The following is a 20511-nucleotide window of genomic DNA, read 5'->3' on the forward strand; positions in this document are numbered from 1 at the left end:
GGGGCTCCGCCCCGGACCCCGCGCCTCAAACGCCGGCGAGGCTGAGAGGCCGGGCGGGGCCGGGCGGGGCCGGGTGGGACGGCGAACTGGGAGAGCCGGCGAGGCTGAGAGGCCCGCGGGGCTGAGAGGGCCCGCCGGGCTGTGCGGGTTCGCGGGGCTCGGCTGGGGCGTCTAGGGCTACGTGCGCAGCAGGCGGGCGATGGCCTTGGTGGCTTCTTCGACCTTCGCGTCGATTTCGGCGCCGCCCTTGATCGCCGCGTCGGCCACGCAGTGGCGGAGGTGTTCCTCCAGGAGCTGGAGTGCGAAGGACTGGAGGGCCTTCGTGCTCGCCGAGACCTGGGTGAGTATGTCGATGCAGTAGACGTCCTCGTCGACGAGCCGCTGGAGGCCCCTGATCTGGCCCTCGATCCGGCGCAGCCGCTTGAGGTGCTCGTCCTTCTGGTGGTGGTAGCCGTGCACCGGTGCCGTGGCCGCTTCGGCTCCGGAGCCCCCCGCCTCGATGGTGGTCATGCGTCCTCCCGTGGTCCGGAACGAGGGGATGCATACCCCTCATGGGTATAGGGTAACGGGCCCCGGCCGCAGGAGCAGGGGGCGCTCGCCCCCACTCTGCCTGATGGAGGACACTGGGGAACCGCCGGTTAGCCGTGGCCGGGGGATGCGCCTAGCATCAGCCTGACCGAATCCAATGCACCCCGAGGACCTCACGTGCGATTTCGTCTGACCCCCAGGGAGACGAGCTTCTACGACATGTTCGCCGCATCCGCGGACAACATCGTCACGGGCTCGAAGCTCCTGATGGAACTGCTCGGAGCGGACTCCTCCGCCCGGGCCGAGATCGCGGAGCGGATGCGGGCAGCGGAGCACGCGGGGGACGACGCCACCCACGCGATCTTCCACCAGCTCAACTCCTCCTTCATCACGCCGTTCGACCGCGAGGACATCTACAACCTCGCCTCGTGCCTCGACGACATCATGGACTTCATGGAGGAGGCGGTCGACCTGGTCGTCCTCTACAACGTGGAGGAGCTCCCCAAGGGCGTCGAGCAGCAGATCGAGGTGCTGGCGCGCGCGGCCGAGCTGACCGCGGAAGCCATGCCCCACCTGCGCACCATGGAAAACCTGACCGAGTACTGGATCGAGGTCAACCGCCTCGAGAACCAGGCCGACCAGATCCACCGCAAGCTGCTCGCCCAGCTCTTCAACGGCAAGTACGACGCCATGGAGGTGCTCAAGCTCAAGCAGATCGTCGACGTGCTCGAAGAGGCGGCCGACGCGTTCGAGCACGTTGCGAACACGGTGGAGACCATCGCGGTCAAGGAGTCCTGAACCTCGTGGACACCTTCGCTCTGATCGTGACCATCGGTGTCGCGCTCGGCTTTACGTATACGAATGGTTTTCACGACTCCGCGAACGCGATCGCGACCTCCGTCTCGACGCGGGCACTGACCCCGCGCGCCGCGCTCGCGATGGCCGCGGTGATGAACCTCGCCGGTGCCTTCCTGGGCAGCGGCGTCGCCAAGACCGTCAGTGAGGGCCTGATCGAGACGCCCCACGGCAACCGGGGCATGTGGATCCTCTTCGCGGCGCTCGTCGGGGCGATCGTGTGGAACCTCATCACCTGGTACTTCGGCCTCCCCTCGTCCTCCTCGCACGCCCTCTTCGGCGGCATGGTGGGCGCGGCGCTGGCGGGCGGCACCGAGGTGATCTGGTCGGGTGTGGTCGACAAGGTCGTCATCCCGATGTTCGTCTCGCCGGTCGTGGGCCTGATCGTCGGTTACCTGGTGATGGTCGCCATCCTGTGGATGTTCCGCCGCGCCAACCCGCACAAGGCCAAGCGCGGCTTCCGCATAGCGCAGACGGTGTCGGCGGCCGGCATGGCGCTGGGCCACGGCCTGCAGGACGCGCAGAAGACGATGGGCATCGTGATGATGGCCCTGGTCATCGCAGATGTGCAGGCCGCGGGCGACGCGATCCCGGTCTGGGTCAAGATCGCCTGCGCCGTGATGCTGTCGCTCGGTACCTACGCGGGCGGCTGGCGGATCATGCGTACGCTCGGCCGGAAGATCATCGAGCTGGACCCGCCGCAGGGCTTCGCGGCGGAGACCACCGGTGCCTCGATCATGTTCGGCTCGGCCTTCCTCTTCCACGCGCCGATCTCGACCACGCACGTGATCACCTCGGCGATCATGGGCGTCGGCGCGACCAAGCGCGTGAACGCGGTCCGCTGGGGCGTCGCCAAGAACATCATCCTGGGCTGGTTCATCACGATGCCGGCCGCGGCCCTGGTCGCCGCGGTCAGCTTCTGGATCGTGGACCTCGCCTTCGTGTAGCGGCCGAACGCATGGCGGCCGTACGAAATCGGGCCGGCTCCCCCCACCCAGGGGGAGCCGGCCCTTTTTCTTTCTTTCGCCTTGCGGTGGCACCGCCATGCAGCACCGCAGGACGTTCAGAACATCCCGGTTCAGCCGAAGCGGCCCGAGATGTAGTCCTCGGTCGCCTGGACGGACGGGTTCGAGAAGATCCGGTCCGTGTCGTCGATCTCGATGAGCTTGCCGGGCTGGCCGACCGCCGACAGGTTGAAGAAGGCGGTGCGGTCCGAGACGCGGGCCGCCTGCTGCATGTTGTGCGTCACGATGACGATCGTGAAGCGCTCCTTGAGCTCGCCGATCAGGTCCTCGATCGCGAGGGTGGAGATCGGGTCGAGGGCCGAGCAGGGCTCGTCCATGAGGAGGACCTGCGGCTCGACCGCGATGGCGCGGGCGATGCACAGGCGCTGCTGCTGGCCGCCGGAGAGGCCGGAGCCGGGCTTGTTCAGGCGGTCCTTGACCTCGTTCCAGAGGTTGGCGCCCTGGAGGGACCTCTCCACGATGTCCGTGAGCTCGGACTTGCGGAACGAGCCGTTCAGACGCAGGCCCGCCGCCACGTTGTCGAAGATCGACATGGTGGGGAAGGGGTTCGGGCGCTGGAAGACCATGCCGACCGTGCGGCGGACCGCGACCGGGTCGACGCCGGGGCCGTACAGGTTCTCGTCGTCCAGGAGCACCTTGCCCTCGACGCGGCCGCCGGGGGTGACCTCGTGCATGCGGTTCAGGGTGCGCAGGAAGGTGGACTTGCCGCAGCCGGACGGGCCGATGAAGGCGGTCACGGAGCGGGGCTCCACGGTCATCGAGATGTCGTCGATGGCCTTGTGGGTGCCGTAGAAGGCGGACAGTCCGCTGACGTCGATTCGCTTCGCCATGAGGGGTCACTTCGCTTTCAGGGGGTCGCGTCAGCGACCGGTCTTCGGGGCCTTCCAGCGGGCGATGCCGCGAGCCACCAGATTGAGGATCATGACGAAGGCGATCAGGACGAGCGCCGCGGCCCATGCCCGGTCGTAGGAGGCTTCACTGCCGACCTTGTACTGCTCCCAGATGTACAGGGGGAGCGAGGACTGAGCACCTTCGAAGGGGTTGGTGTTGATCAGCTGGGTGCCGAAGACGAGCAGCATGATCGGTGCGGTCTCACCGGCGATGCGCGCCACTGCCAGCATGACACCGGTGGCGATGCCGCCGATGGCCGTGGGCAGCACGACCTTGAGGATCATGCGCCACTTCGGCACACCGAGGGCCAGTGCGGCCTCGCGCAGCTCGTTCGGTACGAGCTTGAGCATCTCCTCGGTGGAGCGGACCACGACGGGCATCATCAGGATCGACAGGGCCATCGAGCCGGCGAAGCCGGAGGGGCCGAAGCCGAGCATCAGGTTCCAGGTCGTCAGGATGAACAGACCCGCGACGATGGAGGGGATGCCGGTCATGACGTCGACGAAGAACGTCACGGCCTTGGCGAGCGCGCCCCGGCCGTACTCGACCAGGTAGACGGCCGTCAGCAGGCCGATGGGAGCCGCGATCGCGGTGGCCAGGGCGACCTGCTCGATGGTGCCGAGCAGTGCGTGGTAGACGCCGCCGCCCTCGTCGAAGCTGGTCACCCCGTTCATGGAGTGGCTGAGGAAGTTCCCGTCGAGGAGCTTGATGCCGCGGCTGATCGTGGTCCACATCAGCGAGAGCAGCGGGATGACCGCGAGGAGGAAGCAGACCCATACGACGGAGGTCGCGACACGGTCCTTGGCCTGCCGGCGGTTCTCGATCACCGCGCTGGAGGTGTACGTCACGGCGACGAAGAGGGCGGCCGCGAGCAGACCCCACTGGATCTTGCTGTCGAGGCCGAAGACGGCGCCGATGCCGCAGCCGAGGGCGACCGAGAGGGCCGCGATGCCGGCCGGTGCCCAGCGGGGCAGGCCGCCTCGGGTGAGGCTGGTGGGCGCTGCGGACTTGGTGGCCCGGCTGGGGCGCTGGTCCTGGATTGCGTGGCTCATCAGGCGTTCGCCCCCGAGAAGTCCTTGCGGCGAGCGATGATCAGGCGAGCGGCACCGTTGACCAGCAGGGTGAGCAGGAAGAGCACGAGACCGGAGGCGATCAGCGCGTCGCGGCCGAACTCGTTGGCCTCGTCGAACTTCGCGGCGATGTTCTGCGCGAAGGTGCCGCCGCCCGGGTTCAGGACGTGGAACGAGATCAGGAAGCTCGGGGAGAGGACGGTCGCGACGGCCATGGTCTCGCCGAGCGCCCGGCCGAGGCCGAGCATCGAGGCGGAGATGACACCGGAGCGGCCGAAGGGCAGCACCGACATCCGGATGACCTCCCAGCGGGTCGCGCCGAGGGCCAGGGCGGCCTCCTCGTTCATGCGCGGGACCTGGAGGAAGACCTCGCGGCTGACGCTGGTCACGATCGGCAGGATCATGATCGCGAGCAGGATGCCGACGGTGAAGAGCGAGCGGGCGACGCCGACCTGGGTCTTCTCGAAGACGTAGGTCCAGCCCATGTACTCGTCGAGCCAGAGGTTGAGCCCGTTCAGCTGCGGCACGAGGAAGAGGGCGCCCCAGATGCCGTAGACGATCGACGGCACGGCGGCCAGCAGGTCGACCACGTAGGCGAGGGGCGCGGCCAGCTTGCGCGGCGCGTAGTGCGAGATGAAGAGGGCGATGCCGACAGCGATCGGAACCGCGATGGCCATCGCGATGATCGAGCTGACGACGGTGCCGAAGAGCAGGACGGCGATGCCGAAGACGGGCGGGTTGGCCGACGCGTTCCAGTCGAAGGTGGTGAGGAAGTTCCCCTCGTTCTTCGACAGGGCGATCGAGGCGCGGTAGGCGAGGAAGGCGGCGATCGACGCCATGATCACCAGGAGCAGGATGCCGGAACCCTTGGAGAGCCCTGCGAAGATCTTGTCACCGGCGCGGCCGGTGGACCTTCCGCTCTTGGCGACAGGCGGAGCCTGGTCTATCTGGGTGGGTGTCGTGGAAGCCATGGTCTTTCCGGTCTGGTTGGGGGGCAGGCCCCCTGGCGGCGGTGCACCGGATTTCCCCCCGGGTGGAGGGGGAGGGTCCCCGGGTGCGGGCCTCATCGGACGGAAGAGGCCCGCACCCGGGGGTCAGGATCAGCCCAGCGTCTTGATGACTTCGCGGACCTTGGTGTTGATCTCGGCCGGGATCGGCGCGTAGCCGTTCTCGAGGAGGACCTTCTGGCCCGCGTCGGAGGCGGCGTAGTTCAGGAAGGACTTCACGGTCGGGAGGGTCTCGGCCTTGTTGCCCTTGTCGCAGACGACCTCGTACGTCACCAGGACGAGCGGGTAGGCGCCCTCGGCCTTGGTGGTGTAGTCGAGCTTCAGGGCCAGGTCGGAGCCGGTGCCGGCGACCTTGGCGGAGGCGATGGCCTTGGAGGCGTTCTCGCCGGTGGCCTTGACCGGGGCGGTGGCGCCCGTGTTCAGGTCGACCGTCTTGATGCTCTGCGAGCTGGCGAAGGAGAGCTCGAAGTAGCCGATCGCACCGTCGACCTGCTTGACCTGGGCGGCGACGCTGGCGGAGCCGGAGGCGGACTGGCCGCCCGGGGCGGCCCACTTCTTCGCGGCCTCGTACGGCCAGGCGTCGGGCGCGGTGGCCTTGAGGTACTTGGTGACGTTCTCGGTGGTGCCCGAGTCGTCGGAGCGGTGGAAGGCCTGGATGGCGGTGGAGGGAAGCGTGACGCCCGGGTTCAGCTTCTTGATCGCCTCGTCGTCCCACTTCTTGATCTTGTCGTTGAAGATGTTGGCGACCGTGGCGGCGTCGAGGTTCAGCTTGTCCACGCCGGAGAGGTTGAAGCCGAGGGCGACGGGGCCGCCGACCATCGGCAGGTTGACGCCCTGGCCACCGGTGCAGACCTTCTTCGACTCCTCGACCTGCTCCGGCTTCAGCGCCGAGTCGGAGCCGGCGAAACCGACGGTGCCCTGGTTGAAGGAGACGATGCCCTCGCCCGAGGAGGAGGACTTGTAGTTCACCTCGACGCCGGAGCAGGCGGCCATGTAGTTCTTCACCCACAGCTCGACCGCGTTCTTCTGCGCGGAGGAGCCGGAGGCCAGGAGCTTGCCCTTGGCGTCGTCACACTTGATGTCACCCGCCGCGGCGGACGGCTTGCCGCTGGCGCCGCCGTTCGCGTTGGTGTTGTCGTCCGAGCCGCACGCCGTGAGGACCAGGGCGCCGGACACGACAAGCGCCCCGAGGGCGGAGGCACGAAGCATGTTCTTGCGCTGAAGCTTCACTTTCGGGTGTTCCTTCCAGAAGCCGCCGGCCGCTTTCTGAATCGGGGCGGCGTGCGAAGAGGACTACGTCGGTTTGCCCGGTCCGCCGCTCCTCGTGCCGCGACTCGCACCGTGCACCACTGAAATTAGGCAGAACAGGTGAAGCGGCCGACCGGGCCGGGTGAACGGATGGTGAACCATGGCGGACGGCATGGTGCGGGTACCCCGGTCGGCCCCCGGACGTAAGCGGGCGTTATTCGTCCGTTACCCCGGCGTGACCGTCCGGATGCACAGCTCGCATGGCCGGAATACGCCGGTCGGGCTACGGAACGGCCGGGGCCGGCAGCCACAGGTCGTGGAAGGTGAAGCGGGCCGCCTCCACCTCGTGGCGCTGGTCGGCGTGCAGCACGCCCAGCGCGTACGCCGTCGCCGGGGCGATCCGCGGGGTGCGCGCGGCCGTAGCCGAGGCGGCCGCCGCCTCGGCCGCGTCATGGTGGCGGTCCAGGGCCTCGCCCGCGGCCGCCAGCCGGGCCACGTCCTCGCCCAGTGCCTCGCGTGCGTAGCGGTGGACCCGCAGCAGGCGGCGTACCTCGTTCCAGGGGCCGTCGTGGTCCGGGTTGTACGGGTGCGCCTGCGGGGCCGGAGTCAGGGCCTCCACCGCCGCCGTCAGACGGGTTTCGGCCACCGCCGCCAGCGGGGCCAGGACCTCGCCCACCCGCCCGCGGGCCGCCACGGGGTCCAGCGGGACCTCCGAGGCCAGCACCGCCACCGCGTCCGCCACCGCGTGGAACCGCGAGGAGCCCAGCGCCTGCAGGGTCGCGGAGTGCGCGCGGGTCCGGGCCAGGGTCAGCTGGCGCTCCAGCAGCGCCCCCGCCCGGGCCGAGCCCACGGTGAGCGACCCGGACGCGCCGCGCGGGGCCGGCACCTCGGGGGTCCCCGAGAGCCGGTGCAGGGCCTCCATGAGCCGGGCGAGGCGGGCGGCGTACGCGTGCTCGTCGGCCAGCGTGGAGGACAGCCACACCAGCTCGGTGCGCAGCGCGTCGGCCCAGGAGGACTCGGTCACCACCCGGAACGTGGCCAGGGATCCGCTGATCCGGCGCGCGGCCCCCCGCAGGCCGCGCGCCGCGTCACCGCCTTCCGCGGCGTCGGCCCCGCTCTCCTCGTGCAGGCGGAGCCCGCGCAGGAAAGCGGTGGCCTGGGCCCGTAGGTACGCGCCGAGCACGTCACCCGCGGAGCCCTCCGCGCGCGCTGTCGGGTCATGGTTTGGCTGAGCCACGCCGGCGCCTCCGGGCGTCTATGAGCATCTCCTGTACGTGCCGCAGCGGCTGGCCCTCGCTGTCCGTGCTGTGCCGGGTCCATTCGCCGTCCGGTCCCAGGTGCCAGGAGGAGGTGGCGTCGGACATGCCGGTCGCGAGCAGCCGGTCCAGTGCCGCGCGGTGGGCCGGGTCGGCGACCCTGACCAGTGCTTCGATACGGCGGTCGAGATTGCGGTGCATCATGTCGGCGCTGCCGATGTACACCTCGGGTTCGCCGCCGTTGCCGAAGGCGAAGAGCCGGGAGTGCTCCAGGAAGCGGCCGAGGATCGAGCGGACCCGGATGTTGTCCGAGAGCCCGGGGACGCCGGGGCGCACGGCGCAGATGCCGCGTACCCAGATGTCGATCGGGACGCCCGCCTGGGAGGCCCGGTAGAGCGAGTCGATGAGGGCCTCGTCGACGATCGAGTTCATCTTGAGGCGCACGTACGCGGGGCGGCCGGCCCGGTGGTGGGCGGCCTCCTTGTCGATCCGCGCGATCAGGCCGTCGCGCAGCGAGCGCGGGGCGACGAGCAGCCGGCGGTAGGTCTCGCGGCGCGAGTAGCCGGACAGTCGGTTGAACAGGTCCGAGAGGTCCGCGCCGACCTGCGGGTCGGCGGTGAGCAGGCCGAGGTCCTCGTAGAGCCGGGCCGTCTTGGGGTGGTAGTTGCCGGTGCCGACGTGGGAGTAGCGGCGCAGCGTGTCGCCCTCCTGGCGGACCACGAGCGAGAGCTTGCAGTGGGTCTTGAGGCCCACGAGCCCGTAGACGACGTGGCAGCCGGACTCCTCCAGCTTGCGCGCCCACTTGATGTTGGCCTGCTCGTCGAAGCGGGCCTTGATCTCGACGAGTACGAGGACCTGCTTGCCGGATTCGGCGGCGTCGATCAGGGCGTCCACGATCGGGGAGTCACCGGAGGTCCGGTACAGCGTCTGCTTGATCGCGAGGACGTCCGGGTCGGCGGCGGCCTGTTCCAGGAAGGCCTGCACCGAGGTGGAGAAGGAGTCGTACGGGTGGTGCAGCAGCACGTCCCGCTCGCGCAGCGCGGCGAAGACGTCCGGCGCGGACGCGGACTCGACCTCGGCGAGGTCGCGGTGGGTGCCGGCGATGAACTTCGGGAACCGCAGCTCGGGCCGGTGGTCCAGCGACGCGATCTCGAAGAGCCCGGTCAGGTCCAGCGGGCCGGGCAGCGGGTACACCTCGGCGGCGGAGACCTTCAGCTCCTGGACGAGGAGGTCCAGCACGCCGGGGTCGATGGACTCCTCGACCTCCAGGCGCACCGGCGGGCCGAAGCGGCGCCGCATGAGTTCCTTCTCCAGGGCCTGGAGGAGGTTCTCGGCGTCGTCCTCCTCCACCTCCAGGTCCTCGTTGCGGGTCACGCGGAACATGTGGTGCGCGAGCACCTCCATGCCGGGGAACAGCTCCTCCAGGTGCGCGGCGATGACGTCCTCCAGCGGGACGTAGCGCTGCGGGGAGGCTTCCAGGAAGCGGGAGAGGAGCGGCGGGACCTTGACGCGGGCGAAGTGGCGGTGGCCGCTGACGGGGTTGCGGACGACGACCGCGAGGTTCAGCGAGAGGCCCGAGATGTACGGGAAGGGGTGCGCGGGGTCCACGGCCAGCGGGGTGAGCACCGGGAAGATCTGGTTCCGGAACAGCGTGAAGAGGCGGGCCTGCTCCTTCTCGGTGAGGTCGGGCCAGCGGATCAGGTGGATGCCCTCCTCGGCCAGCGCGGAGGAGATGTCCTGCTGGAAGCAGGCGGCGTGCCGGGCCATGAGCTCGCGCGAGCGGGTCCAGATGAGGTCCAGCACCTCACGGGGCTGGAGCCCGGAGGCCGAACGGGTGGCGACGCCCGTCGCGATGCGCCGCTTGAGGCCGGCGACGCGGACCATGAAGAACTCGTCGAGGTTGCTCGCGAAGATCGCCAGGAAGTTCGCGCGCTCCAGCAGCGGGGTCGTCGGGTCCTCGGCGAGCTCCAGCACGCGCTCGTTGAAGGCGAGCCAGCTGCGCTCCCGGTCGAGGAAGCGGCCGGGGGGGAGCTCTCCGCCGTCCTTGTCCTCGTAGGTGTCCACATCCGCGTCGAGATCGGGTTCGAGGTCCACGTGCGGGCGGTGCGCGGCTATGGAGCCCAGGCGCGCGTGCGCTCCCGACACCGCGCGGGCGGCTACCGCTTCCGCGGAGGCGGCGGAGGCCGCGGAGCTCTGGGACGGCTGCTGGGCGGGGACCTCGGTGGGGCCTGCGCTGGGCTTGTGGCTCATGACTCCATTCTTCCGCGCACGCGGCAGGACAGGCGCGTCGGAAGTGTCAGCCGTCAGGCGGAGGCGGGGTTGCATGCGGGGAGAGTCGCAAGCGCGTCTTAATGCCTGGTTAATGGCGTGTGGCTTCCAGGCTCCGCCTGGACGGCTGAGCCGTTGCCTGGCGGCCGGGGGCGGGTGCGGCCCTTCCCCGGCCGCCGTCCGGGGGAGCCCCAGAAGGCTCCGCCCCCGCACCCCCGCGCCTCAAACGCCGGCGGGGCTGATTTTTTGGCCCGTGCCCCCAGGGTCAGCTTTCGGTGCGGTACATCAGGTCGACCTCGTGGGTGGTGAAGCCGAGGGCCTCGTAGACGGCGAGGGCCGCCGGGTTGTCGGCGTCGACGTAGAGCATCGCCGTCGGCAGGCCCGCCTCGGCCAGGTGCCGCAGGCCGATCGCGGTGAGGGCCTTGCCGAGGCCGCCGCCCTGCGCGCCGGGGCGCACGCCCACGACGTAGACCTCGCCGAGGCGCTGCTCGCGGTGGATCTTCGTCCAGTGGAAGCCGACGAGCTCGCCGTCGCGCTCCGCGAGGAAGAAGCCCTTGGCGTCGAACCACGGCTGCGCGATCCGGTCGTTGAGGTCCCGCTGCGTCAGCGAGCCCTGCTCGGGGTGGTGCGCGAAGGCGGCCGCGTTGGCCGCGAGCCAGGCCGCGTCGTCGGCGCCGGGCACGAAGGTGCGGACCGTCACCCCGGCCGGGAGCGCCGGCTCCGGCAGCGGGGGCGCCTCCGCGCCGAGCGGCCGACGCAGCTGGCGCAGCTCGCGGAAGAGGGTCAGGCCGAGCACCTGGGCGAGGTGGCGGGCAGCCGACTTCCCGCCGTGCGCCCACACCCGGATCCGCTTGCCGGAGGCGGCCAGCAGGGCGTTGCCCAGGGCCCGCCCGTGGCCGCGCCCGCGCAGCGCGGGGTGTACGACGAGCTCGGCGGCCGGGGCCTCCACCGGGTCGGTGTCCTCGAGTTGCCCGTAGCCGGCGAGCCGCCCCTTCTCCGTGAGGAGGAAGTGCCGGATGCCCTCGCGCGGTCCGCCGCGCAGCTGGAGGCGGCCCTGCTCGGACACCGCGGTGGTGCCGTCCGTACGCGCCGCGTCCTCGATCAGGCCGAGCACGGCGTCGGCCTGTTCCTCCGTCAGCTCGTCGAGGGTCTCAATCTGCCGTCCCGGCTCCAGGGCCGCTGCTGCGTCGTCAGTCATGCGCCGAGCCTACGACCGCGGAGGGCGTGGGCGGGAGCACGGGTGCCGGTGCCCCGCCCCGGGGGCCTCGACGGCTGTCCGCCTCGTGCGCGTAACCAGCTCGATACCCGTTACCCCCTGTCGTGCTACGCGCGTTGACCATAGGCTTCGGCGGACCTCCCAAGCAGTATCGCTGTCCACAAAGGGGATTAAATGTCAGCGACGCCACAACGGCACCGCCGAGCCCGCCGGTTGACCCTCACCGCTCTCGCCGTCACGGCCGGGGCCGGGGCGATGGTCGCCGCCGCACTGCCGGCCGGGGCCGCGAGTGGTGGCGGTGCCGCCAAGAGCCGGACCGTCGACGTGCAGATGTTGTCGTTCAACGACTTCCACGGCACGCTCGAGCCCCCGCAGGGCTCCTCCGGAACGGTGAGCGAACGTCAGGCCGACGGCACCACCAAGGCCATACCCGCGGGCGGGGTCGAGTACCTCGCGACCAGCCTGCGCGAAGCCCGCAAGGGCCACGAGTACTCCGTCACCGCCGCGGCCGGTGACATGATCGGCGGCAGCCCGATGCTGTCCGGGATCTTCCACGACGAGCCGACCGTCGAGGCGCTGAACAAGCTGAAGCTGGACGTCACGAGCGTCGGCAACCACGAGTTCGACGAGGGCAAGACCGAGCTGCGCCGCATGGCGTACGGCGGCTGCCACCCGGTCGAGGGCTGCTTCGAGTACGGCAAGGAGTTCACGGGCTCCGAGTTCAAGTACCTCGCCGCGAACGTCACGGACGAGAAGACCAAGCGTCCGATGATGAACCCCACCTTCATCTGGCAGAAGGGGGACGTGAAGATCGGCTTCATCGGCGTCACCCTGGAGGGCACGCCGGACGTCGTCACCGCCGACGGGGTCAAGGGCCTGAAGTTCGGCGACGAGGTCGAGACGATCAACAAGTACGCCGCCGAGCTGAACAAGCAGGGCGTGAAGTCGATCGTCGCGCTGATCCACGAGGGCGGTCTGCCCGCGAGCGGCGCGTACAACTACGACTGCGACGCCCCGGGTGCGGGCGCCGGCGTCTCCGGTGCCATCGTGGACATCGCCAAGAACGTGGACGCGAAGGTCGACGCGCTGGTGACCGGTCACACGCACCAGGCGTACGCCTGCAACATCCCGGACCCTGCGGGCAACCCGCGCATGGTGACCTCCGCGGCCTCCTACGGCCGGCTGTTCACGGACACCACCCTCACCTACGACCGGCAGACCAAGGACATCGTCCGTACGCCGGTCTCCTCGCCCAAGCCGGTCAACAAGCTCGTCTCCCGTGACCAGCCCAAGGCCCCGGACATGACCGAGCTGGTCGACCGCTGGAAGGCCCTGGCGGCGCCGGTCGCCAACCGCACGATGGGCTACATCTCGGCGGACATCCCGGGTCGCGGCTCGGAGGCCCCGGAGAAGCCGCTCGGCGACCTGATCGCCGACGCGCAGCTGGAGGCGCTGGCACCGGCCGCCAAGGGCGGCGCGCAGCTGGCCATCATGAACCCGGGCGGCATCCGTGCCGACCTGGCCTACAAGGCCGCGGGTGACGAGGGCGACGGCGTCGTGACGTACGGCGAGTCCTACACGGTCCAGCCCTTCAACAACCTGATGAACGTCGTGGACCTGACGGGCGCGCAGCTCATCACCGCCCTCCAGCAGCAGGTCAGCGGTCCGGTCAACGGCCCGAACCCGAAGATCCTGCAGGTCTCGAAGGGCTTCACCTACACCCTGGACGCGACGAAGACGGGCGCGGACCGCGTCGTCGTGGACTCGGTGAAGCTGAACGGCGCGGCCATCGACCCCGCCAAGACCTACCGGGTCGCGATGAACGAGTTCCTCGCGGGCGGCGGTGACGGCTTCACCGTCCTGAAGGAGCACAAGAACAAGCTGGTCGGCGCCCCCGACCTGGACTGCTTCAACGAGCTCCTGGCGAAGTCGACGGCGGCGAACCCGATCGCCCCGCCGGCGGCGGACCGGATCACGGTCGTCAAGTAACACCTGCGTACAGCACGCCCGGAGGGGCGGTGGGCCATCGGCCCGCCGTCCCTTCGGCGTTACGGGAGCCCCGCCAGGAAGGTGCGGACGGCCTCGGCGAAGCCGTCGGGGTCCTGGAAGGGCACGAAGTGTTCGGTGTCGAGCCCGGCGTACGAGGTCCCGGGCCGCCGGGCGACCATCGCCTCGGCCAGCTCCAGCGGGAGCACCTCGCTGCGCAGGCCGTGGATCAGCAGCGCCGGGCAGCGGCCGGCGAGCCAGACGTCCCAGCGGGAGCCGTCGCCCTCGGCCAGGGTGGCCAGGGTGGCCTGCGGGTGGAACGGCAGCCGCCAGCCGGTGTCTTCGGGCAGCGGGCGCAGGAACGGCGCGACCCCCTCGCCGAGCGGGCCGAGGGCGGCGACGAGCTCCTCGCGGGTCGGCGCGGTGTACGGGAGGTCGCGCAGGAAGTCCCAGAAGGACGGGCCGTCCTGGCGCGGGCTCTCCACGGGGGCGTCGACGTTGACGAGCGCGGAGACCAGGTCGGGGCGGGCGGCGGCCAGGTGGTAGGCGTTGATCCCGCCGAGGGAGAAGCCGAGCACGGGCACCGGGCCGCCGGGGTCGAGGTGTTCCAGCAGGGCGGCGGCGTCGCGGACGTAGCCCTCGCGGCTGTACTCGCAGGCCAGTGCGGAGTCGCCGTGGCCGCGCTGGTCGGGGGCGATGACCCGCCACTCGTCGCCCAGGGCGGCGGCCAGGCCGGTGAAGTGCGCGCCTTCGGAGAGGCCGCCGTGCAGGGCGAGTAGCGGCCGGCCCGCGCCGCCGAAGTCGAGGTAGGACAGGGTGCGGTCGTCGATCTTCAGCTCGTGGCGCATGGCGTGGCTCCCCGGTGTCCTGGTCGGTGGGCCGTGTGATCGGCCCCTCGTCAGCCTGACAGGATTTGGGCAAGCGCGCAATACGTTCGTGTAGCGCGCTTGCCCAAAATGCTGCGCGGATACGATCCGGGCATGGGAAATCGTGAGGACCTGCTGGCCGGGGCGCGCCGCTGCCTGGAGGAGAAGGGGTACCTGCGCACGACCGTGCGCGACATCGCCGCGGCCTCGCAGGTGAGCATGGCCGCGATCGGCTACCACTTCGGCTCTCGCGAGGCCCTCCTCAACCAGGCGCTGTTCGCGGCGATGGACGAGTGGGCCGCGGGCTCCGGCCGCCTCGCGGGGGAGGGCGGCACCGCCGCGGAGCGGTACGCCGACACGTGGGACCGCAAGATCCAGGACTTCGCCGACATGCGCTGGCTCTGGACCGCCAACGTCGAGGCCTTCGTCGCCGCGCAGTCCTCGCCCGAACTCCTCGCGACCCTGGCCGAGAGCCAGCGCCGCTCCCGCCCCATGGTGGCCGCGCAACTGCGCGGGGTGCCGGAGGACGAGGTCGGCGAGGAGGACGTACGGTCCCTCGGGTCGGTGCACCTCGCGCTGCTGACCGGGGTGATGGTGCAGTGCCTGACCGACCCGGAGCAGGCGCCGTCCGGGCGGGAGCTCGCCCGAGGGCTGCGGGCGATGGCGGAGTTGCTGGAGAACTGACCGCTGCCGGTCGATGGTAAAGCTGAGGTGTCCACGCCATAATCCGGTCCCACCACTGGGTCGGCAAAGGGGCGGGCATGGGCATGGGACTGGACCGGCGGGCGTTCTTGACCGGGGCGGGGGCGCTGGCGGCGAGCGCCGCCCTCGGCCTGACTGCGGCGGCTCCGGCCTCCGCCGGCACTCTCGGTACGACCGGCACGCGCGGCGCGCTCGGCACCACCGGGACCCGTGGCACCCTCGGCACGCAGGACTGGATGGCCGGGCTCGGTGACGCCACCGCCCTCCAGCGGATGACGATCCCCGGCAGCCACGACTCCGGCGCCACGAAGGGCGGGCTCTACGTCGCCTGCCAGAACACCTCGATCGCCCAGCAGCTCGACTCCGGGATCCGGTTCCTCGACGTCCGCTGCCGGGTGTCGGGCGGCTCCTTCGCCATCCACCACGCGGCCTTCTTCCAGGACCTGATGTTCGGGGACGTCCTCGTCGCCTGCTGGAACTTCCTCGCCGCGCACCCCTCCGAGACCGTGCTGATGCGCGTCAAGCAGGAGTACTCCGGCGACAGCGACGCTACCTTCCGCGCGATCTTCGACGACTACCTCGACAACCGCGGCTGGCGCCCGCTCTTCCGCATGTCCGACACCCTGCCCGCCCTCGGCCAGGCCCGCGGCAAAGTCGTCCTGCTCGCCGACAACGGCGGCCTGCCCGGACTGCGCTACGGCGACGGCAACGTCTTCGACATCCAGGACGACTACAACACCGAGCCCTTCGCCAAGCGCGGCCGGATCGAGGACCACTTCCGCAAGGCCGTCCAGCAGCCCGGCAAGCTCTTCGTGAATTACGTCAGCACCGCCGCCTACATGCCGCCCCGCTGGAACTCCGACCGGCTCAACCCCCAGGTCCACGCCTTCGTCGACGGCGGCGAACTGGCCGGCCGCACCGGGCTCGGCATCGTCCCGATGGACTTCCCGAACACCCGCTCCGGCCTGGTCGCCTCACTGATCCGGCACAACTGACGGCCCGGACGGCGGCGGCGTCGGGGCGCCCGGGATGCGCAGGACCGCCTCCGTGCCCGGGCCGCCGTCCCGCGCCGCCCGCAGTTCGGCGCTGCCGCCCGCGCGGTGCACCGTACGGGCCACGATCGACAGGCCGAGGCCGCTGCCGGGCAGGGCGCGGGCCGAGGGGGAACGCCAGAACCGCTCGAAGACGTGCGGGAGGTCGTCGGCCGGGATGCCCGGCCCGTGGTCCCGTACGGTCAGCGCGCCCGCCCGCAGCGACACCTCGACGGCGCCGCCGGGCGGGCTGAACTTCACCGCGTTGTCCAGGACGTTGACCACCGCCCGCTCCAGGGCCGCCGCCTCGCCCCGTACGTACCAGGGCGCCAGGTCGGAGCGGAAGACCAGCTCCGGACCGCGCAGCCGGGCGCGGGTCAGCGCCGCCCGGGCGATCTCGTGCAGGGCCACCACCTGGAGCGGGCTCCCGGACCCGGCGTCCGGGCGGGACAGCTCCTGAAGGTCCCCGATCAGCGACGCCAGCTCCGTCATCTGCGCCTTGACCGAGGCCAGCAGCTCCCGGCGGTCCTCGGGCGGGATCGCCCGGCCGGTCTCCTCGCTGCGCGCGAGCAGCTCGACGTTGGTGCGCAGCGAGGTGAGCGGGGTGCGCAGCTCGTGTCCGGCGTCCGCGATCAGCTGCGCCTGCCGCTCCTGGGAGGAGGCGAGCGCGGCCGTCATGGAGTTGAAGGACCGCGACAGGCGGGCGATCTCGTCGTCACCCTCGTCGGGGATCCGGACGGTGAGGTCCTCGGTACGGGCGATGTGCTCGACGGCGCCGGTCAGTTCGTCCACCGGCCGCAGCCCCGTACGGGCCACCCACAGCCCGGCCGCGCCCGCACCGACGACGCCGATGCCGCAGACGAGCAGGAGCACCCAGGCGAGGGTGGACAGCGGCTTGGTGACATCGGCGAGCGGCTTCGCCACGGAGATCGCGAAGACCGGGGAACCGGGCTGCGCCTGCGCCGGGAAGGTGTAGACGCGCATCTCGACGCCGCCGGTCGTCGACGCGTCGTACAGGGCCTTGCCGCGTCCGCCCGCGGCCACTTCCTTGTCGGTCCCGGTGGCGGGCAGATCGGTGCGCCCGCTCACCGTGCAGTGGCTGCCGTCGGCCGCGATGATCTGGACGGTCGCGTTCAGCTGCCCGGCGATCTCCGGCTGCGCCTGCTGGTCGGGGCGGGTCGAGCAGCCCTCGCGCAGCGTGCGCAGCACCTGGGCGGTCGGGTTCGTGGCCTTGAGGGACTGGTTGAGCTGGTCGTTCAGCTGGGCCCGCACCATGACCCAGGACACCGCCGCGACGGCGGCCACGGCGAGCGCCACCGCCACGGTGACCAGCAGCGCGAGGCGGGAGCGCAGGGGCAGGGCGCGGAATCTGGCGGTGGGGCTCACTCGGGACCGCTCTCGCCCTGGCGCAGTACGTAGCCCACACCGCGCACGGTGTGGACCAGGCGGGGCTCGCGCGCGGCCTCGGTCTTGCGGCGCAGGTACATCACGTACACGTCCAGGGAGTTGGAGCTGGGCTCGAAGTCGAAGCCCCAGACGGTCTTGAGGATCTGCTCGCGGGTCAGCACCTGCCGCGGGTGTGCCAGGAACATCTCCAGCAGGGTGAACTCGGTGCGGGTCAGCTCCACCGGGCGCCCGGCCCGGGTGACCTCGCGGGTGGCCAGGTCCATCCGCAGGTCACCGAAGGTCAGGACGTCCTCGCCGGCGCCGTCCGCGACGCCGGAAGGGGCGGCGTACGAGCTGCGGCGCAGCAGCGCGCGGACGCGGGCGAAGAGCTCGTCCAGCTCGAACGGCTTGACGAGGTAGTCGTCGGCGCCCGCGTCGAGGCCGGTGACGCGGTCGCCGACGGTGTCGCGGGCGGTGAGCATCAGGATCGGGGTGGTGCTGCCCGCGGAGCGCAGCCGCCGGGCCGCCGTCAGGCCGTCCATCCGGGGCATCTGGATGTCCAGCACGATCAGGTCGGGGGCGTACGAGCCCGCCTGGTCGAGGGCGTCGAGCCCGTCGACGGCGGTCTGCGTGCCGTAGCCCTCGAAGGCGAGGCTGCGGCGCAGGGCCTCACGTACGGCCGGCTCGTCGTCGACGACGAGGATCCGCTGCTGGTCGCCTTCGGCGGGATTCATCTCGGTCCACCCCAGTGGTCTCGGTCGGTGCGCGGCGCCTCCCAGCGTCGCACGGGCGGGTCAGAAGGAGGTGCCGAAGCCGTCGGCGGCGGTGCCGCCGCCGTTGCCGCTGTTCGAGCCGCCGGATCCGGTGGCGGCGCCGCCCTTGCGGAGGGAGGGGAGGTCGGCCTTGATGGTGTTGACGGGGATGGCGAAGCCGAGGCCGACGCTGCCGGCGGAGGAACTGTCGCTGGAGGGGGAGTAGATCGCGGAGGGCATGCCCACGATCTCGCCGTTCATGTTGACGAGGGCGCCGCCGGAGTTGCCGGGGTTGAGGGAGGCGTCCGTCTGGATGGCCTTGTACGAGGTGGTGTTCGAGCCGGTGTTCCCGTTGAACTGCTGGCCGTCGTAGCTGAACGGCCAGCCGCCCTGGCCGCCCTGGCCGCGCTGCGGGGTCTGCTGCTGCTCGGACTTGGGGACGTTCACCTCGCGGTCCAGCGCGGAGACGATGCCGCTGGTGACGGTGCCGGTGAGGCGGTCGGGGGAGCCGATGGCCACGACCTGGTCGCCGACCTTGAGGCTGCCGGAGTCGCCGAGCTTGGCGGGCTTGAGGCCGCTCGCACCCTGGAGCTTGACGAGGGCCAGGTCCTTGTCCGGATCGGTGCCGACGACCTTGGCGGCGTACTTCTTGCCGTCGCTCATCGTCACCTGGATCTCGGAGGCGCCGTCGATGACGTGGTTGTTGGTGACGATCTCGCCGTCGGCGGTCACGACGATGCCGGAGCCGGTGCCCTGGCCGGAGCCGGTGCGGGTGTCGATCCGCACGACGGAGGGGCTGACGTTCTCGGCGACGCCGGAGACCGTGCCGTTGCTGGACTGGGAGACGTTCGTGCCGTTGACGCCGGTGGCGGAGCCGGTGGTGTTGCCGACCAGCTGCTGGAGGGCGGCCGCGGAGGCGCCGCCGACCACGGCCGCAGCGAGGGCGACGGCGGCGAGGAGGGCGACCGGCCGCTTGGCGCGGGGGGCGGGGGTGGCGGCGTGGGCCGGGCCCTGGGCTCCGCCGGCGCCGGCGGGCACGGTCTCGCCCGGGATGACCGGGGGCTGGTGCGCCTCGTGCCACCCCGGCGCGGCGGGCGGGTACGCGGGCGGCGGCGGATACGCCCCGGCGGCGGCCTCGCCGAACGGCGAGTACTGAGTCGGGAAGTTCTCCTGCGGGTACTCGCCTTCGCGGCGGAAGCTCTCGGTCATGCCTATGACTCTGCGCGCGGATCATGAGAGCAATCTGAGTCCGAGGTGAGAAGCCCGACAGAACCGCGTATGCCCGACATAAGGACCGGGCCCGGACCGGCCTCCGCGGCGCCGCTGCCAAGCGGCGGCGCAGGCGAACGGGGCGCGTCCGCCGAGCGGGTGATCCGACGAACCGCCGGCAGCTACCGGCAGCCGCAGGAGCGGCGGATCACCAGCGCCGACGGGAACTGCTTCAGGCGCTCCCGGCGGGAGCCGGCCACGCGGAGCCCGTCGTCCAGGACGAGGTCCACCGCCGCGCGGGCCATCGCCGGACGGTCCGAGGCGATCGTGGTGAGGGGCGGGTCCGTGAGGGCCGCCTCCTTCACGTCGTCGAAGCCGGCGACGGCCAGCTCCCCGGGCACGTCGATGCGCAGCTCGCGCGCGGCCCGCAGCAGCCCGATCGCCTGGTCGTCCGTCGCGCAGAAGATGGCCGGCGGGCGGTCCGGGCCGGAGAGGACCTCCAGGGCCACCTGGTACGCGTCGTAGCGGTTGTACGGGGCCTGGAAGAGCCGGCCCTCGACCGACCGGCCGGATTCCAGCATGGCCCGGCGCCAGCCCTCGACGTGGTCGGCCACCGGGTCGCCGACCTCCGGGGTCGTCTCGACCCCGCCCAGGCAGGCGACGTACTCGTGCCCGTGCTCCAGCAGGTGACGCGTGGCGAGCTGGGCGCCGCCGATGTCGTCGGTGACGACGGCCACGTCGTCGATGGCCTCGGGGCGCTCGTGCAGCAGCACGACCCGCGCGTCCCACGCCTCGATCTCGGACGCGGCCCGCTCGCTCATGCCCTGGCTGACCAGGATCAGGCCCGAGACCCGCATGCCGAGGAAGGCCCGCAGGTAGTGGACCTCGCGCTCGTCGCGGTAGTCGGAGTTCCCGACGAGCACCATCTTCCCGCGCTCGGCCGCGGCCTGTTCGACCGCGTGTGCCATCTCCGCGAAGAACGGCTGACGGGCATCCGGGACGATCATGCCTATGAGGTCGGTGCGCCGCGACGCCATCGCCTGTGCGACCCGGTCCGGGCGGTAGCCCAGCTCCTTGATCGCGGCGAGGACACGCTCGCGCGTGGCCGGGGCAACCGGCCGGGGTCCGTTGTTGATGACGTAGCTCACGACGGCGGTAGAGGTACCCGCCAGTCGTGCCACGTCATCCCGCGTCACCTTGGCCACGCGCGGCAGT

At 71.1% G+C, this 20511-nt stretch carries 18 protein-coding genes; 5 read left to right on the plus strand and 13 right to left on the minus strand.

From position 1 onward, the window contains the following. Positions 1–177: 177 nt before the first annotated feature. Positions 178–510 (minus strand): metal-sensitive transcriptional regulator, encoded by a 333-nt coding sequence (locus ACFWBF_RS06545; protein ID WP_385596178.1) that lies wholly within the window; start codon positions 508–510, stop codon positions 178–180. Positions 511–705: 195 nt separating this feature from the next. On the opposite strand from ACFWBF_RS06545, the gene ACFWBF_RS06550 reads away from it, so the two are divergent. Both ACFWBF_RS06550 and ACFWBF_RS06555 read left to right on the plus strand, forming a co-directional pair. Continuing rightward, positions 706–1326 (plus strand): DUF47 domain-containing protein, encoded by a 621-nt coding sequence (locus tag ACFWBF_RS06550; protein ID WP_214952272.1) that lies wholly within the window; start codon positions 706–708, stop codon positions 1324–1326. 5 nt (positions 1327–1331) lie between these two features. Continuing rightward, the gene (locus ACFWBF_RS06555) at positions 1332–2330 is read left to right on the plus strand and encodes an anion permease (protein ID WP_385221711.1); all 999 of its coding nucleotides are present in this window, start codon (positions 1332–1334) and stop codon (positions 2328–2330) included. Positions 2331–2461: 131 nt separating this feature from the next. On the opposite strand, the gene pstB is transcribed toward ACFWBF_RS06555, so the two are convergent. The 7 genes from pstB to mshD all read right to left on the minus strand — a co-directional run bounded on the left by pstB (position 2462) and on the right by mshD (position 11346). Beyond that, positions 2462–3238: a phosphate ABC transporter ATP-binding protein PstB gene (gene pstB / locus ACFWBF_RS06560; protein WP_385221714.1), complete on the minus strand. Its 777-nt coding sequence runs from the start codon at positions 3236–3238 to the stop codon at positions 2462–2464. Between the two features lie 30 nt (positions 3239–3268). After that, the gene (pstA, locus tag ACFWBF_RS06565; protein ID WP_385596180.1) at positions 3269–4351 is read right to left on the minus strand and encodes a phosphate ABC transporter permease PstA; all 1083 of its coding nucleotides are present in this window, start codon (positions 4349–4351) and stop codon (positions 3269–3271) included. Further along, entirely contained in the window at positions 4351–5340 is a 990-nt protein-coding gene (pstC, locus tag ACFWBF_RS06570; RefSeq protein ID WP_385596183.1) for a phosphate ABC transporter permease subunit PstC, read from the minus strand. The genes pstA and pstC overlap by 1 nt, the downstream gene beginning before the upstream one ends. A 129-nt stretch (positions 5341–5469) precedes the next feature. Beyond that, on the minus strand, positions 5470–6606 hold the full coding sequence (gene pstS, locus ACFWBF_RS06575) for a phosphate ABC transporter substrate-binding protein PstS (RefSeq protein WP_385596186.1): 1137 nt from the start codon (positions 6604–6606) through the stop codon (positions 5470–5472). Positions 6607–6907: 301 nt separating this feature from the next. Continuing rightward, positions 6908–7861 (minus strand): CHAD domain-containing protein, encoded by a 954-nt coding sequence (locus ACFWBF_RS06580; protein WP_385596189.1) that lies wholly within the window; start codon positions 7859–7861, stop codon positions 6908–6910. Continuing rightward, positions 7842–10130, minus strand: coding sequence for an RNA degradosome polyphosphate kinase (locus tag ACFWBF_RS06585; RefSeq protein WP_385596192.1), 2289 nt, complete (start codon positions 10128–10130; stop codon positions 7842–7844). The genes ACFWBF_RS06580 and ACFWBF_RS06585 overlap by 20 nt, the downstream gene beginning before the upstream one ends. A gap of 283 nt (positions 10131–10413) precedes the next feature. Continuing rightward, positions 10414–11346: a mycothiol synthase gene (gene mshD / locus ACFWBF_RS06590; protein WP_385596195.1), complete on the minus strand. Its 933-nt coding sequence runs from the start codon at positions 11344–11346 to the stop codon at positions 10414–10416. Between the two features lie 192 nt (positions 11347–11538). Between mshD and ACFWBF_RS06595 the strand changes: the two genes are divergently transcribed. Then, positions 11539–13353 carry a bifunctional metallophosphatase/5'-nucleotidase gene (locus tag ACFWBF_RS06595; protein ID WP_385596198.1) on the plus strand — a complete coding sequence of 605 codons (1815 nt, stop codon included), beginning with the start codon at positions 11539–11541 and terminating at the stop codon, positions 13351–13353. Positions 13354–13412: 59 nt separating this feature from the next. Here ACFWBF_RS06595 and ACFWBF_RS06600 read toward each other — a convergent pair whose 3' ends face one another. Further along, on the minus strand, positions 13413–14198 hold the full coding sequence (locus ACFWBF_RS06600) for an alpha/beta fold hydrolase (RefSeq protein WP_385596202.1): 786 nt from the start codon (positions 14196–14198) through the stop codon (positions 13413–13415). Between the two features lie 132 nt (positions 14199–14330). On the opposite strand from ACFWBF_RS06600, the gene ACFWBF_RS06605 reads away from it, so the two are divergent. Next, complete coding sequence (locus ACFWBF_RS06605; RefSeq protein ID WP_385596205.1) at positions 14331–14900, plus strand: TetR/AcrR family transcriptional regulator; 570 nt, start codon at positions 14331–14333, stop codon at positions 14898–14900. Between the two features lie 77 nt (positions 14901–14977). Next, complete coding sequence (locus ACFWBF_RS06610; protein ID WP_385596208.1) at positions 14978–15913, plus strand: phosphatidylinositol-specific phospholipase C; 936 nt, start codon at positions 14978–14980, stop codon at positions 15911–15913. On the opposite strand, the gene ACFWBF_RS06615 is transcribed toward ACFWBF_RS06610, so the two are convergent. From ACFWBF_RS06615 to ACFWBF_RS06630, 4 genes are all read right to left on the minus strand, one after another. Then, the gene (locus ACFWBF_RS06615; protein ID WP_385596211.1) at positions 15893–17335 is read right to left on the minus strand and encodes an ATP-binding protein; all 1443 of its coding nucleotides are present in this window, start codon (positions 17333–17335) and stop codon (positions 15893–15895) included. The two genes, ACFWBF_RS06610 and ACFWBF_RS06615, sit on opposite strands and share 21 nt — an antisense overlap. Further along, a complete protein-coding gene (locus ACFWBF_RS06620) occupies positions 17332–18069 on the minus strand; it encodes a response regulator transcription factor (RefSeq protein ID WP_385596214.1) in 738 nt (245 codons plus the stop codon). Before ACFWBF_RS06620 ends, ACFWBF_RS06615 begins: the two co-directional genes overlap by 4 nt. A gap of 60 nt (positions 18070–18129) precedes the next feature. Beyond that, positions 18130–19296, minus strand: a complete 1167-nt coding sequence (locus ACFWBF_RS06625) for a S1C family serine protease (RefSeq protein WP_385596218.1) — start codon at positions 19294–19296, stop codon at positions 18130–18132. A gap of 182 nt (positions 19297–19478) precedes the next feature. Then, positions 19479–20501: a LacI family DNA-binding transcriptional regulator gene (locus ACFWBF_RS06630; protein ID WP_385596221.1), complete on the minus strand. Its 1023-nt coding sequence runs from the start codon at positions 20499–20501 to the stop codon at positions 19479–19481. Positions 20502–20511 lie beyond the last annotated feature (10 nt).

It is taken from the genome of Streptomyces sp. NPDC060028, from assembly GCF_042736725.1.
Taxonomy (GTDB): Bacteria; Actinomycetota; Actinomycetes; order Streptomycetales; family Streptomycetaceae; genus Streptomyces.